Origin of the sequence: Fervidibacillus halotolerans (genome assembly GCF_026547205.1) — a bacterium.
GTDB lineage: Bacteria > Bacillota > Bacilli > Bacillales > Caldibacillaceae > Fervidibacillus > Fervidibacillus halotolerans.
This window is the reverse complement of the sequence record NZ_CP106877.1, coordinates 656,654-672,083: the sequence shown is the minus strand read 5'-3', so window position 1 is coordinate 672,083 and position 15,430 is coordinate 656,654. Positions and strand designations below refer to the sequence as shown.

General features: G+C 36.6%; 12 protein-coding genes. 6 read left to right on the top strand and 6 right to left on the bottom strand.

Translation table 11 applies throughout. The annotated features are described in order from the left end of the window. Positions 1 to 7: 7 nt before the first annotated feature. Positions 8 to 1,819 (bottom strand): M3 family oligoendopeptidase, encoded by a 1,812-nt coding sequence (locus tag OE105_RS03165; RefSeq protein ID WP_275421286.1) that lies wholly within the window; start codon positions 1,817 to 1,819, stop codon positions 8 to 10. 1,375 nt (positions 1,820 to 3,194) lie between these two features. On the opposite strand from OE105_RS03165, the gene OE105_RS03160 reads away from it, so the two are divergent. Then, entirely contained in the window at positions 3,195 to 3,938 is a 744-nt protein-coding gene (locus OE105_RS03160; RefSeq protein ID WP_275421285.1) for a type 1 glutamine amidotransferase, read from the top strand. A gap of 625 nt (positions 3,939 to 4,563) precedes the next feature. Then, a complete protein-coding gene (locus OE105_RS03155) occupies positions 4,564 to 5,604 on the top strand; it encodes a zinc-dependent alcohol dehydrogenase family protein (RefSeq protein ID WP_275421284.1) in 1,041 nt (346 codons plus the stop codon). Between the two features lie 83 nt (positions 5,605 to 5,687). Here the strand turns inward: OE105_RS03155 and OE105_RS03150 are convergent, their stop codons facing one another. The 5 genes from OE105_RS03150 to OE105_RS03130 all read right to left on the bottom strand — a co-directional run bounded on the left by OE105_RS03150 (position 5,688) and on the right by OE105_RS03130 (position 11,381). Next, on the bottom strand, positions 5,688 to 6,797 hold the full coding sequence (locus OE105_RS03150) for an ABC transporter permease (protein ID WP_275421282.1): 1,110 nt from the start codon (positions 6,795 to 6,797) through the stop codon (positions 5,688 to 5,690). Then, positions 6,794 to 8,056 (bottom strand): ABC transporter permease, encoded by a 1,263-nt coding sequence (locus OE105_RS03145; protein ID WP_275421281.1) that lies wholly within the window; start codon positions 8,054 to 8,056, stop codon positions 6,794 to 6,796. Before OE105_RS03145 ends, OE105_RS03150 begins: the two co-directional genes overlap by 4 nt. A gap of 16 nt (positions 8,057 to 8,072) precedes the next feature. After that, positions 8,073 to 9,005 (bottom strand): ABC transporter ATP-binding protein, encoded by a 933-nt coding sequence (locus tag OE105_RS03140; RefSeq protein WP_275421280.1) that lies wholly within the window; start codon positions 9,003 to 9,005, stop codon positions 8,073 to 8,075. Positions 9,006 to 9,392: 387 nt separating this feature from the next. Next, positions 9,393 to 10,415 carry an NAD-dependent epimerase gene (locus OE105_RS03135; protein ID WP_275421279.1) on the bottom strand — a complete coding sequence of 341 codons (1,023 nt, stop codon included), beginning with the start codon at positions 10,413 to 10,415 and terminating at the stop codon, positions 9,393 to 9,395. A 264-nt stretch (positions 10,416 to 10,679) separates the two neighbouring features. After that, entirely contained in the window at positions 10,680 to 11,381 is a 702-nt protein-coding gene (locus tag OE105_RS03130; RefSeq protein ID WP_275421278.1) for a hypothetical protein, read from the bottom strand. A 237-nt stretch (positions 11,382 to 11,618) separates the two neighbouring features. Here OE105_RS03130 and OE105_RS03125 point away from each other — a divergent pair, with 237 nt between their 5' ends. The 4 genes from OE105_RS03125 to OE105_RS03110 all read left to right on the top strand — a co-directional run bounded on the left by OE105_RS03125 (position 11,619) and on the right by OE105_RS03110 (position 15,421). Beyond that, a complete protein-coding gene (locus OE105_RS03125) occupies positions 11,619 to 12,881 on the top strand; it encodes a nucleotide sugar dehydrogenase (protein WP_275421277.1) in 1,263 nt (420 codons plus the stop codon). A 16-nt stretch (positions 12,882 to 12,897) separates the two neighbouring features. Further along, entirely contained in the window at positions 12,898 to 13,077 is a 180-nt protein-coding gene (locus OE105_RS03120; RefSeq protein ID WP_275421276.1) for a hypothetical protein, read from the top strand. A 325-nt stretch (positions 13,078 to 13,402) separates the two neighbouring features. After that, on the top strand, positions 13,403 to 14,284 hold the full coding sequence (locus tag OE105_RS03115; protein ID WP_275421275.1) for a glycosyltransferase family 4 protein: 882 nt from the start codon (positions 13,403 to 13,405) through the stop codon (positions 14,282 to 14,284). Positions 14,285 to 14,491: 207 nt separating this feature from the next. After that, the gene (locus OE105_RS03110) at positions 14,492 to 15,421 is read left to right on the top strand and encodes a glycosyltransferase (protein ID WP_275421274.1); all 930 of its coding nucleotides are present in this window, start codon (positions 14,492 to 14,494) and stop codon (positions 15,419 to 15,421) included. Positions 15,422 to 15,430 lie beyond the last annotated feature (9 nt).

Genomic DNA, 15,430 nt, shown 5'->3' with positions numbered 1-15,430 from the left:
CTTAAAGTTATTTTCGAACATATTCTTCCGTCAATCGGATAAATTCCTCTGCATCCTTTGCTGCAAGTTTAATGCCTGCTTCCCAAAAGTCCGGTTTCGTCAAATCGACACCTAAATGTTTCATCGCCAATTGTTCCACTTTCATCGACCCGGTATCTTTCAACAAGGCGATATATTTTTCTTCAAATCCTTCAGGCTGTTTTAAATATTCCGCATAAATACCAAGACTGAACAAATAGCCGAACGTATACGGGAAATTATAGAACGGAACACTATCGATAAAGAAATGCAATTTGCTACACCAAAAATGCGGATGGTAAGTAGCTAAACTGTCTTTATAGGCTTCTTTTTGCGCATTTAACATTAATTCATTCAACCGTTGCTCGGAGACAATTCCCTTTTTCCTTTCTTCATAAAAGGCTTTTTCAAACAAGAATCGGGCATGAATATTTAAAAACATCGCCGTTGCATTTTCCAATTTTGCATTTAACAACGAGATCTTTTCTTCCTTCGTTTGAGCGGCTGCCACCGTCGCATTTCCAATAATCGTTTCGGCGAAGGTACTTGCGGTTTCTGCCACATTCATCGCATAATTTTGATTCAATGTAGGCAAATCCCTCATTACGTGACTATGGAAAGCATGCCCAAGTTCATGAGCCAACGTACTTACATCGCTGGAAGAACCGGTAAACGTCATAAAAATTCGTGACTCTTTCCATTCCGGTAAACTCGTACAATAGCCACCTGGACGTTTGTTTGGCCGGTCTTCCGCTTCCACCCAACGGTTTTCTAATGCATGTTTTGCAAAATTTGATAGTTTCGGACCAAAACTTGAAAAATGCTCGATAATAAAATCGCACGCTTCATCATATGTAAATTGTTTCAGTTTCATATCACCGACATTGACTGGTGCATCCACATCTTGCCATGCCAACTTTTCCATACCTAAAACTTTAGCCTTTTGATTCAAAAAGTCGACGAAGGGTTGTTTGTTATTGGCAACCGCTGTCCACATCGCATCTAACGTTTCTTTTGTCATCCGATTGTATTCAAGGGGTTCTTCTAAAAAGTCTTTCCGATCGTGGAGATTTTGCACCGTTAACCGGTAACCGTTTAAATGGTTTAACGTATCAGCGAAAATCGGTGCATATTTCGTCCATTCTGCTTCCCAATTGTCAAACAGTTGTTTCCGTACGGCTGGATCTGGATCCGAATACATCCGGTTCATCGCCTGACCAACGGATAATTCCGTTTGATTGCCATCTTTGTCTGTAAACGGAATTTTCATGATGGAAACGACCGTATCGTACAATTGACTCCACGCATGAATTCCATCTTTATTTAGTTCGGTAATAATTTTTTCCTCGTTTTCCGAAAGCAGACGCTTTGCTTGATCCCGGATTTCATTCAAAGCAAAGGAAACAATTTTCAATTCCGTATCTTCAAACAATTTTTCCCAATCATCATCAGAAATGGCTACGAGTTTTTTCTCCAAAGTAGTTGTCATTTTTTGTAATTCACTGTAAATCATCATCACTTGACCAAGTGCAACATTGGCATATTCATCATTCATGTATGCTGATTGCCACATGGTGACAAATGTAGAACATTGGCCAAGTCCTTTTTCAATCATCTCGTATTGTTTAATAATAGTTTTTAACGAACGGGCCAATCCGTCATTCGAAACATCGAAATTTTGAATAAGTTTTTCATAATCTTTCATTTGTTCCTTGATCGATTCGAGTTTCGCTTTAAGTTCCGGGGATTTCGTACCTCCAGGAAATATGGCCTCCAAATCCCAAGTGTTATTGTATTTCAAAATAATCCCTCCCTTTCTTATTTACCATTTTATACCCTAATAAAAATAAAAAACAATCATTTTTATATAAAAAACAGTTGGATTTAGATAATCTATTTTTCCAAAGATAAAGTTTAGGAACTATTTCTGTTTTCTAATAACCAATAGTGATTTCTATATGAGAGTTAATTAGGTTTAGTTCAATCGATTCATCCTCTTATAAAATGTATTCCACCATAATTGTAATAGGTAATATTTTATAACTTTAGAAGAATAAAGAAATAATGGATAAATACGGATGTTTTGATTTTACTTTCCGAATTTTATAGTATTATATTTATAAATTGATTTTTCAGTTTATTATAAATATTAATTCGTCTATTCTAGGAGGATTTATCATGATTTTGGTATATAGAAGGTTTTTGTTATAAGATTATAATAAATATAAGCAGTTCCTATACTCAATAAAGCACCAAACACAATGGTACCTTGGATTTGAGAAACAAAGAATATTGAAAACCCAATAAATGGGTTAAAATCTAGCGAATTATTTCTTTCATTAGAACGAAAGATTTTAAGTATCCTCATTATTCCATATATTATGTACTCGCTCACATTTTGGATTAGTATGGACATTTCATTTGTCAAAGGTATTTTCTATTTTTTATCATCAGTATTGTTTGGGATAATTGTTGGGAAGTTTTTTAATATCTTCCTATTCGTTTCTTCAGCATTCATTACAGACAAAGGAAACAGGTGGAACCTTTCTTTCATCTACGTATACATATTGGTTCAAGTAGTTAGAATCCTTTTGTTTTCCGAATATTTTTCTTGGATTTTTATTGACATTCAAAATCGATGGATATTCGTTTTTGCTCTCATTTTTCTATTCATTTGCTTAATTTGGCTATTCCTTTATTTATTAGATCGGATTTCTTTCCAATTTTTCCTAATTTCAAAACAAAATCATTCAATTTCGAAAAAAAATGAGCTGCCCGTAACCAATTTGTTTCGTTTTCACTTACTAACGGCCATTCGGTTTGTCCGAACCTTTTCTGATTATTTGATAGTATCGATAATTTGTATCTTTATTTTACGTACAATCAATCCAAAGGCAATATTGAATAATAATTTCATGATTAATCTTGTTGCTATTCAAGCTCCGTTTCTTTTCGGAATCTATGAATATTATAAGAGGGATTCCATTCGTTTTGGATTATGTTGGAATCCATCTTTTTCGTTGATTTGGCTATATTGTTCGGTAATCGGAAACATATCATTAGTAAAACGATACCGATGTATAGTTCCCATTGACACGTCAAACTTGGTTTGATCTCCCCTTTCAATTTCAATACAGTATAAAAAGACATATTTAACGATATTTAGGAGGAAACCGATGTTTGACGTATACGTATTGGAATCGACTGGATATATAAATCATCGAAAGGAAGGATATGCAAAGCCAATCGTTGACCGGTTACAGACATTTGGATATTCGACGAAGGTCATTCCGCTAAAGGAACAGTACAGGGAACTTCAATCGATTCCGAATGGGAAACCGATCATCATTTCCGGAGGCATGACGGAAGTTTTTGCACAAGAAAAGTGGTTAATCGAAACGAAAAAATTTATAGGAAAAATCATCGAAAGCAATAAACAAAAACCGGTTTGCGAAAAAACATTCCTGTTTGGCATTTGTTTTGGTGCACAACTTATTAGTGAAGTGATTCAACCGGGGTCTGTGAAATTTTTACATGAACCCCAAATTGGTGAAAAACCGGTTACCCTTTGCCATCCTTCTCCTTTGTTTGAAAACGTGGCGGATCATTTTTATGCATACGCTTTCCATTACAACCAAATTCAAAATGATTCCCTTTTCCTTTTGTCCGAAGTGAAAAAAGAAGGGATGCAGTTTATCAACGCTTTTGAAAATCAAGATCTCGGTTGTTTCGGTACCCAATTTCATCCTGAATTTACCGGTCAAGAATTTGAAACATTGCTTGAATATTACAATGATCAATTTCAAAATCAATTCCAAATCGATACTTCCCAAATCGCCCGTTCTTTAAAACTGTATCCGAACAATGCAATCATTCTCGACAATTTTATGAAAATGGCGTACATTAACAAATTGAGTTAGGTTAATAGTTTCTGTAGTTTATCGTCTTCCCGTCTAGTAATAACGAAAAAATAATAGAAAAGTCCTTCATCTTCATCCTCTTTTAAGAACTCGACAATTACGTCGGTTCTTTTTTATCCACTTCTTTCCAATCATTACTAAACAACCCATAACGAATTCCGTTTGTAAAAAAATGCAAATTCAAAACTAAGTTCTTCAAATGTGAATATATCTCCTTTTTTAACATATAAATAAGCTTTTGTCGTATGAAAGTCGAAAAATGTCGAAATTTTTATTGTGAAATTTTTCACATATATATTGATTTTACATTTCTCTTCCAGTATACTTTATTTTAGAAATTACGAATTCTTAAATCATCTTCCTAGTTTAAAGTAAACCTTCATCAATCCCTACTATGTTTTTCCATTCATCTTTCAATGGTTAGTTGATTTATTTCCTTATTACTATAAAACCCGTTACAAACATAAAATCTATAAGTATGGAAGAAAGCGGTTTCACACTATAACAGTGTTTACCTATTATTAAAGCGATTACAAAATCTATTTTAAAAATTTTTCCTTACTCTTTCTGTGATCTACTGATTTTTATAATCAGTTAAATATTTAATTATGGAGGAGATGAGCAAATGAAAGCACTAACGTTTGTGGAACCAGGAAAAAAAGAAGTAGTAGAAAAGCCGATCCCGAAAATTGAAAAACCGACGGATGTGATCGTCCGAATAACGAAGACGACCATTTGTGGTACCGACCTCCACATTTTATCCGGTGACGTTCCCGCTGTTACGAAAGGCAGAACTCTAGGTCATGAAGGAGTCGGAGTTGTCGAAGAAGTCGGTGATGGCGTGAAAAACTTCAAAAAAGGTGACCGAGTACTCATTTCCTGTATTACATCCTGCGGAAAATGTGAAAATTGTAAAAAAGGTTTATATGCCCATTGCGAAGACGGAGGTTGGATTTTAGGCCATTTGATCGATGGTACGCAAGCTGAATATGTTCGAATCCCCCACGGTGACAATAGCCTCTATCATATTCCGGAAGGTGCTGATGAAGAAGCACTCGTTATGTTAAGCGATATTTTGCCGACGGGATTTGAAATTGGTGTTTTAAATGGACAAGTACAACCGGGACAAACGGTTGCAATTATCGGTGCAGGACCGGTTGGAATGGCTGCTCTTTTAACTGCCCAATTCTATTCTCCTGCGGAAATTATTATGGTTGACTTAGATGACAACCGGCTAGAAATGTCCCGTAAATTTGGCGCCACGAAAACGGTCAATAGTAGCGATGGAAAAGCAGTTGAAAAAATTATGGAATTAACCGAAGGAAAAGGAGTCGATGTGGCTATTGAAGCGGTCGGAATTCCGGCGACCTTCGACATTTGCCAAGAAATTGTAAAACCAGGTGGATTCTTAGCCAACGTCGGTGTTCACGGAAAACCAGTCGAATTCCATATTGAAAAATTATGGATCTCCAACATTACATTAACAACCGGGCTCGTTAACACGAATACGACACCAATGTTATTAAAAACCGTCACTTCAAAGAAATTACAACCGGAGCAATTAATTACCCATCGTTTTACCTTTGACCAAATTTTAGAAGCGTATGAAGTATTTAAAAATGCATCGAAAAACGAAGCGATGAAAGTCATTATTTCAAACGACTAACATACGAAGGGGCTGTCAAAAGTACAGCCCCTTTCTTCGTAAATAAGTGGGCCAAAGGAACCGGAACCTCGACCCACCTTCGCTTATTCGCTTCGGCGTTCGATCAAACCGATACCCAAACTAATAAATAGGACACCCATGAGTATAAGAATGCTGACAGGTTCAATCAATTCATTTAAAGATGCCCCGTAAACCGTTGCTCCTTTCAACGATTCCATTCCGTATGTAATCGGTACAAATTTCGATAATGTCAACAAAATCGGTGAGGAAACAATTTCTAATGGCCAATAGGCTCCCCCGAGCATCGCCATACTTACAGAAATGAATGGTATAATTGCGTTATATTGCTGTATATTTTTCACAACACTTACGATAAACATCGACAGGGCGATGATCGCAAACACATACGGGATTAAAAGAAGGAGTGTTTTTCCAAAACCGCCGTAGAAATTTACACCCGTTAAATATTTAAATACGGTAAAGATCAATACGACTTGAACGTATCCAATTAGGAAACTATAAAGCAAATTCCCCGTATACATTTCCCATTTCCGAAGGGGTGACAAAATCATTCGATCCCATACTTTTTCCGTTTTTTCTTGTAAAATATGAACCACGTTGAAAGCGATCGTGTAAATGACGAAAAAAAGGGACATGCCAAAAAGGGACTGTAAACGATTGTCATAAACAAAACTATTTTCCATTTGAAACGTCCCTGTTTGAATTTGAAATAAGGGATTCTCTCGCACCTGTTCAAGTTGATTAATTAAAGCTTCTGCACCATCTTCATCATTTTTCCATTCTTTTCGAATATTTTCTTTCAATAAAATATCCGAATAAATCGAATGAATATAATGCTGAATGAACTGAACATTCGGAGTTCCTGAGACAACGAATATTTCATATGAATCTTCTGAAAGGGAAACGGCTGCCTCTACTTTTCCTTCACTAACTGCCCGCTTCGCTTCTTTTTCAGACACAATGTAGAACGCAATGGATTCAGATTCCTGTAGTTGTTCCCAAATCTCCGTTTTTTCTAAATTCTCTATATTTGAAAAGACGGGTACCATCATTTTTGAATACTGTCCCATACCTAGAAAGAAGGCAAATAATAAACCCATTCCAGTCATACCAATAAACATGAGCGGTTTTTTCAAAAGTAATCGAAATTTTGTCTGTAAAATGGCAATCATATTTCAGCCCTCCTCTTAGGAAAAAGCATTACCGCCACAGCTAAAAGGACGAATCCAATCACCAATAAATATACGACATAAATATATATATCTCCCCATTCATATCCTTGCAGCAATTTTAATAAAGCTGTCATGCCTGCACCGTTTGGAGTCAAATTCCCTATCAAATTCAACATTGGTGAAAAACTACTAATCGGTAAAAAACTTCCTCCAAGAAGGGCGAACAGCGTCACGATAATGCTGTTGAAAACATTAGATGCATTTTCAGAATCTAATCGGAAGTTCATTGATGTAAGAAGCGCACTAAATCCTCCGATTGCAAAACTAAGAGTCATATTGATAACCAAAAATGCTAAAACATTTTCCCAGCGTACTTGAAAAACAATTGTCGATATGCCATACAAGATAATTTGTTGCAGTAAAGCGATGAAAATTGTTGAAAAAACAATCCCGAAAAAATAAAACCATCGAGAAACATTCGTTAATAAAATCCGATTAAACACTTGTAATCGTTTTTCTCGGTACGCAAATGAACTAATGGTAGAAGCAACAAACATAATAAAAAACACATTCATTCCTACCGTATAATAAGCAATGGAATTTATCGGTTTCCTCTTTAATACCGTTTCAATCGATCCTGAAACTGTTTCAACCACCGCTTCCGGATCAATTCCGCTCTTTCCGATCACCGTTACATTAGATAATTGCCTTTGAAATTGTTCTAATACTTCCTCAACGATTTGCGACGAAATTTGACGTCCTTCATTTTTATATAATAATAGCTTTGCCTTTTCATTCTTTTCACCTAGAAAAGCAGAAGTAAAGACGTGATATGTAAATTTCTCGGGGATTTCAATAATTGCTGAATATTCATCTTCCTTTTTTATCCGATCCACTTGTTCAGGAGAAACCTGTTCTAGTTGAATAATTTGCTTCAGCTCCTCACTTCCGAACATCTCATCGATTAATATTCGTATCGGACGAAAATTTTCCAACCCTTCAGCAATTTCATTTTTCGCTTCACTAGCCAATGGCAACGACTGCAACTGTTCCTTGAATATTTCCATATCCCTTTGTTCATTTCCATAATCGACAATGGCAACCTTCGCATGAAACGTCGAATTTCCACCACTAATAAAACCACCTAAGGCGAAACCGAGGATGGAAATTAATACGAGGGGCATTAATAATAAAATGAGGAGTTCATTTCGATTTCGAATGAGCATCAACAAATCCTTTTTTATAAATTGTCCGATCATGTCCATCCCCTCCTTTTTAATCCCTTAAGGCACGACCCGTTAAGTGGAGAAAAACATCCTCCAAAGTCGGTGCCTTTACTTCCACGGATACGAGGGATGTTTCTGTTTGTTCTGCATAACCGGTAATTTTTTTGAAGAAAGGGTATTTCTTTGGAGCAATAACCGTTACCGTTTTATCTCTGTTATCAACTTTCTTTAATGCAGAATCAGCAATTAGAGCATCGATAAAGGATTTATGTAATCGCTCTACTTGAATAGTAATCGTTTGTTCTGATGAAAGGATGTCCTTTAATTCTTCATTCGTTCCAGAAGCGATAACTTCCCCCTGATCCATTATGTAAATTCGATCACATAAATATTCGACTTCCTCCATATAATGACTCGTGTACAAAACAGTCATGCCTTTCTGTTGATTGAGCCGTCTAACCGTTTCTAAAATATAATTCCGAGATTGGGGATCGATACCGACTGTTGGTTCATCCATAATAATGATTTCAGGCTCGTGTAAAAGAGCAACACCGATATTCAGCCTTCTTTTCATACCACCGGAAAATTTTTTTACCACATCTTTCCTTCGTTCCGCTAAGCCAATCCATTCTAATACTTCTTCAATTCGCGATTTTAATTTCTTACCCTTTATTCCATTTATTTTACCGAAAAATTGCAAGTTTTCTTCCGCTGTCAAATCAAGATACAAAGCAATTTCCTGTGGGACGACACCTAATTTTCTACGGATGGATTTCGGGTCTTTAATAATACTTTTACCATTAAAATATACATCTCCGCCAGTCGGTTTCAGTAAAGTGGAAATCATCGAAATGGTTGTCGACTTACCCGCCCCATTTGGTCCGAGTAACCCGATAATTTCACCCTGTTGAATATGCATGTTCACTTCTTTCACCGCTTGAACATGTTTAAACCTCTTTGATAAATTCACCACGTCTAACAACATCATCCCTCCCTTTTGGGGAAAATAATTAATTTTTTGAAAAATTAATGTTCAAATAATCATTTCAAAAACCGCTCCTTCCCGTACTTCACAAACGTCCTAAATCGCAATTTATTGCCCTGTTATTCATCATAACACGTTTTCGAAAAATAACAATTTGTTTCTTAATTTTTCTATGTTTCTTTATTCCCAACCAAAAAAAGGAAGAGCGCCGAAAAAATCGGCTCTCCCCTATATATAAATTATTGGAATTTGCCTTTTTACATCCCATTCTCTTGAAATCAATGTTTCGTTTGTTTCATTTTATCAATTTTTGTTTACACGTTTTCATTTTTTATTCGGTAATTTTATTAACCATCTCTTAATTAATTAAGTGTGTCTATTCAACTAGTCGTTACGATCGATGTTCTTCTCCCTTTTAAATTCCAAATACCAGTCGATAAATTTACGAACCCCTTCTTTGACAGATGTTTTGGGACGGAAGTCGATCGTTTCATACAAATCATCGACATCCGCATATGTTTCCGGTACATCCCCTGGTTGCAAAGGCAAATATTGGATTATTGCTTTTTTACCCAAATATTCTTCAATTGCATGAATCAATTCCATTAATTTCACCGGTTGATTATTACCGATATTGTATAAGCGGAATGGGACGACACTGACCTGTGAAGTTGATAATTCCTTTTCTTTTCTTTCGACTGGGGCTTGAGGAATCAATCGTACGATCGCTTCCACAATATCATCGATGTAAGTAAAATCCCTTTTCATATTTCCATAATTATACAGTTGGATTGTCTCTCCTTGAAAGATTGCCTCTGTAAAACGGAACAATGCCATGTCCGGCCTTCCCCACGGCCCATAAACAGTAAAAAAACGAAGTCCAGTCGTTGGCAAATTGTACAAATAACTATAGGCGTGGGCAAATAATTCATTCGCCCGTTTCGTTGCAGCATAGATACTAATCGGATGGTCAACTCGATCACTCGTTCGAAAAGGCATCTTTTTATTCAATCCGTATACCGAACTAGAGGAAGCATAAATCAAATGTTTGACTTTTAATCGTTTACTTTCTTCTAAAATATTTAAAAATCCGGTCATATTGGAGTCAATATAACTTTGTGGATTTTCCAAACTGTACCGAACACCTGCTTGGGCTCCGAGATTAATGACGACTTCCGGTTTAAATGTATCGAATATGTTTTCCAAACCTTTTTTATTTTCTAGATCTATTTGAAAAAAAGTGAATGTTTCATAGGGTAAAAGCTGAGCTAATCGTTTCTCCTTTAAAGAAGGATCATAATAATCATTCATATTATCGATGCCGATTACCCAATTTCCATCTTTCAGTAAACGCTTCGTTAAATGAAACCCGATAAAACCCGCACAACCCGTTACGATGATTCCCATGAGATTTCCTCCAAATTCTTAGCTTTCTTTGTAATGGTTGGAATTTTTTATATACATCCACGTGTATGGAAACTTTTTTAAAACAAATTCATTTGTCAAAATTGATCATTTTAAAATGATGATGTTTGCATGTCCGCCTAATTGAACTGATCACCAATTTTTATCACATTCCATAAGCCGTCAACTTTTCTCTCAAAAAATCATATAAAAGGCTGCAAAGGTTCAACGTTTTTATACATCTTCACTAAATTATTTACATTCATCCTATCCATCTTCTTCCATTTGGGAGCATCGATTCGCTAACAATCCTAGTAAAATTTCCTTCTCGATGATTAATTTCGTTACTCTCGTTAAGGCATCCAAATCGCCGTACTGTACAAAGATATTTAACGTTTCTGCTAGGGCAGCTTCCATATCGATAATGGATTCCATCATTGGACAATCCAATATAGGTGGACTAGGTGTGGGAGTTGGTGTGGGCGCTGGTGTCGGTGTGGGGGTTGGAGTCGGCTCTAGACAATTGTACGGACCACAGGCGCATCCGCTTAATTCCCCGTTTGGTCCAACTTGTTGAACACGAACACATGCCTGTTCTCCATCTAGTACATCTTCTGTAAACGTCCCGGGAATCGGTGCTGCTAAAAAAAAGGTAGCCGTTTGATTAAAGGCAATCCTCGCGTCCGGTACATTCGTTCCAAATTTGTAACGGAACTGGCCACAGGAAGCAGGTGTTATAAAGTCCGGGTCTGACTCGAAATACCAATCCTCCTCCGTTCCAATCCCCATCATTAATCCATTCAAAAAGGGGCCATCCAACTCAATAAAAAACTCATCAATTAACGTTCCAGGCGTCAAATTCGTCACTTCAAACCGAATACTTTGACCACTATTGATCACTTCTGTGGTCACGGTTGCAGATAAGGGGAATCCCTCTACGGAACCGGTTAATGTCGCATTACAAACCATATGTCACTCTCCTTCTTTTTCCGTTTTTTCAAGCAATCTCCCCTATAAATCTGTCCCTTCAATACAAAATATGTCCTTTCCAAAAAGGGGTTTGGACGAATGGTCATAGGGAGGTTCCCTATTTTCACTAATCTTTTCATCCCGTTAAAAACATGCCTATCTTCCCTTCCGCTTTCGCCGTTTCCCTCACATGTCGATGTCCATATATTGTTTACCAAGAAAGAAGGTGAACTCAATTTGGCAAAAGTCGCCATTATCGGTCTAGGCTACGTCGGTTTACCCTTGGCACTTTTATTTCATAAAAAAGGACACACCGTCTATGGAATCGATACAGACAAAAATAAAATCAATTTAATCAAACAAGGAAAAAGTTTTATCAGTGATGTGGAAAGTGACGATCTTCAATCGATTCGGGCATCGAACCGTTTCCATGTCGATTCTTCCTTTTCTTTTGTAAAAGAGGCAGAAACAATCATTTTATGTGTTCCGACTCCTTTGACAAAAGAAGGAGAACCAAATATTTCTTACATTGACGAAGCCGTCTGTTCCTGTTTACCCTATTTAAACAAAGATCAACTGATGATTTTAGAAAGTTCTACTTATCCGGGAACGACAGAAGAAATCATTATGCCTAAAATTGAAAGCAGAGGATTTATTGTCGGTAAAGATTTTTATTTAGCCTATTCTCCCGAACGAATCGATCCGGGACAAAAAACATATTTGCCTGAAGAGATTCCAAAAATCATCGGAGGGGTAACCGATGTTTGTACAAAAAAGGCGCAATCATTGTATCGAACCGTCTTTCGGAAAATCGTTCCAGTATCCAGTCCGAAGGCTGCTGAAATGGCAAAACTGATCGAAAACGCACAAAGATTGATCAACATTTCATTTATTAATGAAATGGCCATGTTGTGTGAAAAAATGAATCTCGATCCGTGGGAAGTCATTGAAGCATGTAAAACAAAACCCTTTGGCTTTACACCTTTTGAACCGGGTATTGGTGCAGGAGGACATTGTATTCCTGTCGATCCTGTTTTTTTGAGATGGAAAGCAGAGATGATTGGAAAACGTTTGACCATGATTGAAAGTGCAGAAATGATCAACAAGGAAATGCCTGATTACATCATTCATAAAGTAACAGCAGCTTTAAACAAACCGTTATCGAAATCAAAGCTTTTTATCATCGGCGTTACGTATAAAAGGGATGTGAATGACATTCGTGAATCAAAAGCGATAGAAATCATTGAGCGTTTGGTCAAATTAGGAGCATCCATCACGTACCATGATCCGTATGTTCCTTTTATTCATATTGAAAATCACCTTCTCCACTCCTCTACCATTTCAGAGGAAAAATTAAAGGAGTCGGATTGCACATTAATCTTAACCGATCACCGAATGCTTCCGTACGAATTCATTTTGAAACATGCAAGAAAGGTTATCGATCCGAAAAATGCATTAAAAAAGTTTAAGTCTACCACTCCAAACAACTCGATTATATGAAAAGGAGAGAAAACTGATGAATGGGAAGGAAAATTTAATCGACGCAATTGCACAAATGGAAGGGGCGTTGGCTGCAGCTTTAGAAGCAGCGAATGCTTATGGTACACCGGAGCAAATCGAAGCAATCTTACGCTTAATTATAAAAAAAGAAATTATTTTAGAGTTGCTATTAGATGAAGCTCTATCTTTAGAGTAATGAAATAATAGAAAAACATGTATAAATATCTATCTCCTATATCGAACTTTTGCTCAAAGGAATGATGACTATGTTCTCCATATTCAGGTGTCTTTTCCCTTCCCTTTTCGGGGGTTGAGACACCTTTTTTTACTCTTAAAGAAAGAACTCGCCAAACAAAATCGATTCCAACGAACAGATCTTTCATCGAAAAAAATTGTTATTTGAATCGATCGCAATCAGACCGTTTATTTTCCGCCTTTTTTCCTTTGATTTGGGATAATGAACTGCAACAACTTATACCCACTGAATAGTATAAACTAGCGAGACAAAAGGATAGCAAAGGATGAAGAGGATGACAAAGGAAAGGGAAAATATTCGAAAAATATTACTCGTTCCAGATGTACCAGGTTGGGCGTTTGATCACCATGCTCGGGATATGATGGCCATGCCCTCTAACCGGGTTCAATTAGATATAAAATATCAACATGAAGTACAAAAGGAAGATGCGAACCAGTACGAATTTATTTATCCGATGGCGGTGATTATGGCCCATTCCCTTTATCAGAAAGGAATCCCCTTGAATAAACTCGTAGCAGGCATCTCATCTGAAAGGCAATTTCGGTTTTTCCAAAATCAAAATCAACAATTGTCAAAAAAATTTTTACAGTTTTTCAAGGGACTAAGGGCAGTCAATACAGCTAGTGATGAATTTGTCGAACGTTTCAGCCGATATCGTCCAGTTCATAAAACTCGGGTCGGTGTGGATATTCATCAATTCAAACCGTTAAAGCAACGGAAGGAGAATCCCGTTTTCACCGTTGGATGGGTTGGATCATCAAAAGATAACGAATTGAAAGGTTATCATATTGTTGAAAAAGCATTATTAGGCCTCCCGGTGAAACTTGATATCCGTACAAAAACAGAACATTTCGTTTCCCGAGATGAAATGATTACGTATTATCAAGGGCTTGATTGTTTTCTCTGTGCAAGCCGATCAGAACACATACCACTACCTGTATTTGAAGCCGCTGCATGCGGAGTTCCGATTATCTCAACAAAAGTGGGAATTGTTCCTGAACTTATCAAATCATATCAAAACGGAATGATTGTCGATCGAACTCCTGCAGCATTTCGAAAAGCAATCCAATATATCATGCGCCATCAAAGTGTAAAAGAAAAAATGGCCATTGAAATTCGAAAAACCATTGTTAAAAACTGGGCGTGAGAAGTTTGTTGGAAAGAATGGGAACATTTTTTTGCAACGGTTTAAATGTTAGATTAGCCATTGAAAAACATCATTGGTAATCTAATTTCCCCACTGCTTTCATTTATTCCTTAAACTTTGTTCAATTTGATTCAAAAGAACATATTTAGATATGTTGTAAGAAATAGATCCCCTCCCTACTCACAAACAAAGGAAGGCGAATAGAATTTGAAAAAATTGAATTTGCTATTAATTATGCGTGATTTTCGTAAGTGGAACAACCCGAAACAATATTATTTCGCACGAGAATTGGCTAAAATAACAAACCTTGTCATTTGGCATAATGAGGGAAACATCCATGAAATTTTAAAAAAACTTCGAGTTCAACCGGATTTTATATTAATTATGTACTATCGGTCTAACCCGTTAATTTGTCCCCCAATTACTGGATTAAATTCGTTACACATCCCTTTTGGCGTCTATGTCATGGACTTGCACAACCTCCACCAATTTCGAAAGGCTGTAAAGGAAGACAATGTACAACATATTTTTTCCGTTTATCGAGACAGTTTTTATCGGCGATTTCCTGAACTTTCCGATCGAATGAAATGGTTACCCCAGCATGTACCGACGGATCTATATAAAGATTACAATCAAAAGAAAGAAATCGATCTATTGATGATGGGAACCATTAGTAAATCGATCTATCCCCTTCGATATAAAATAAAAGAAACGTTGAAAGATAATCCGAACTTTACCTACCATCCGCCTCCCCCATCCCGATATATGGATAAAAAACAGAAAGGTTTTGTAAGGGAAAGATATGCTAGGGAATTGAACAAAGCAAAGATCTTTTTTACTTGTGATTCCATCTTCCAATATCCGATTTTAAAATATTTCGAAGCTCCCGCATGTAAAACGTTACTGCTTGCTCCATATAGTAACGAACTCCGTGATTTAGGCTTTATCCCAGGTAAAAACTTTGTCGCCATCGATGAAACGAATTTCCTCGAACAGGCTGAATATTACTTGAAGAATGATAAAGAACGACAAAGGATTACCGACGAAGGTTATGAATTTATACGCAAAAACCATTCCACGGAAGTAAGGGTGAAACAATTCGTAAAGATGGTTGAGGATATTTTACAATCTTATTAATCCATTAGT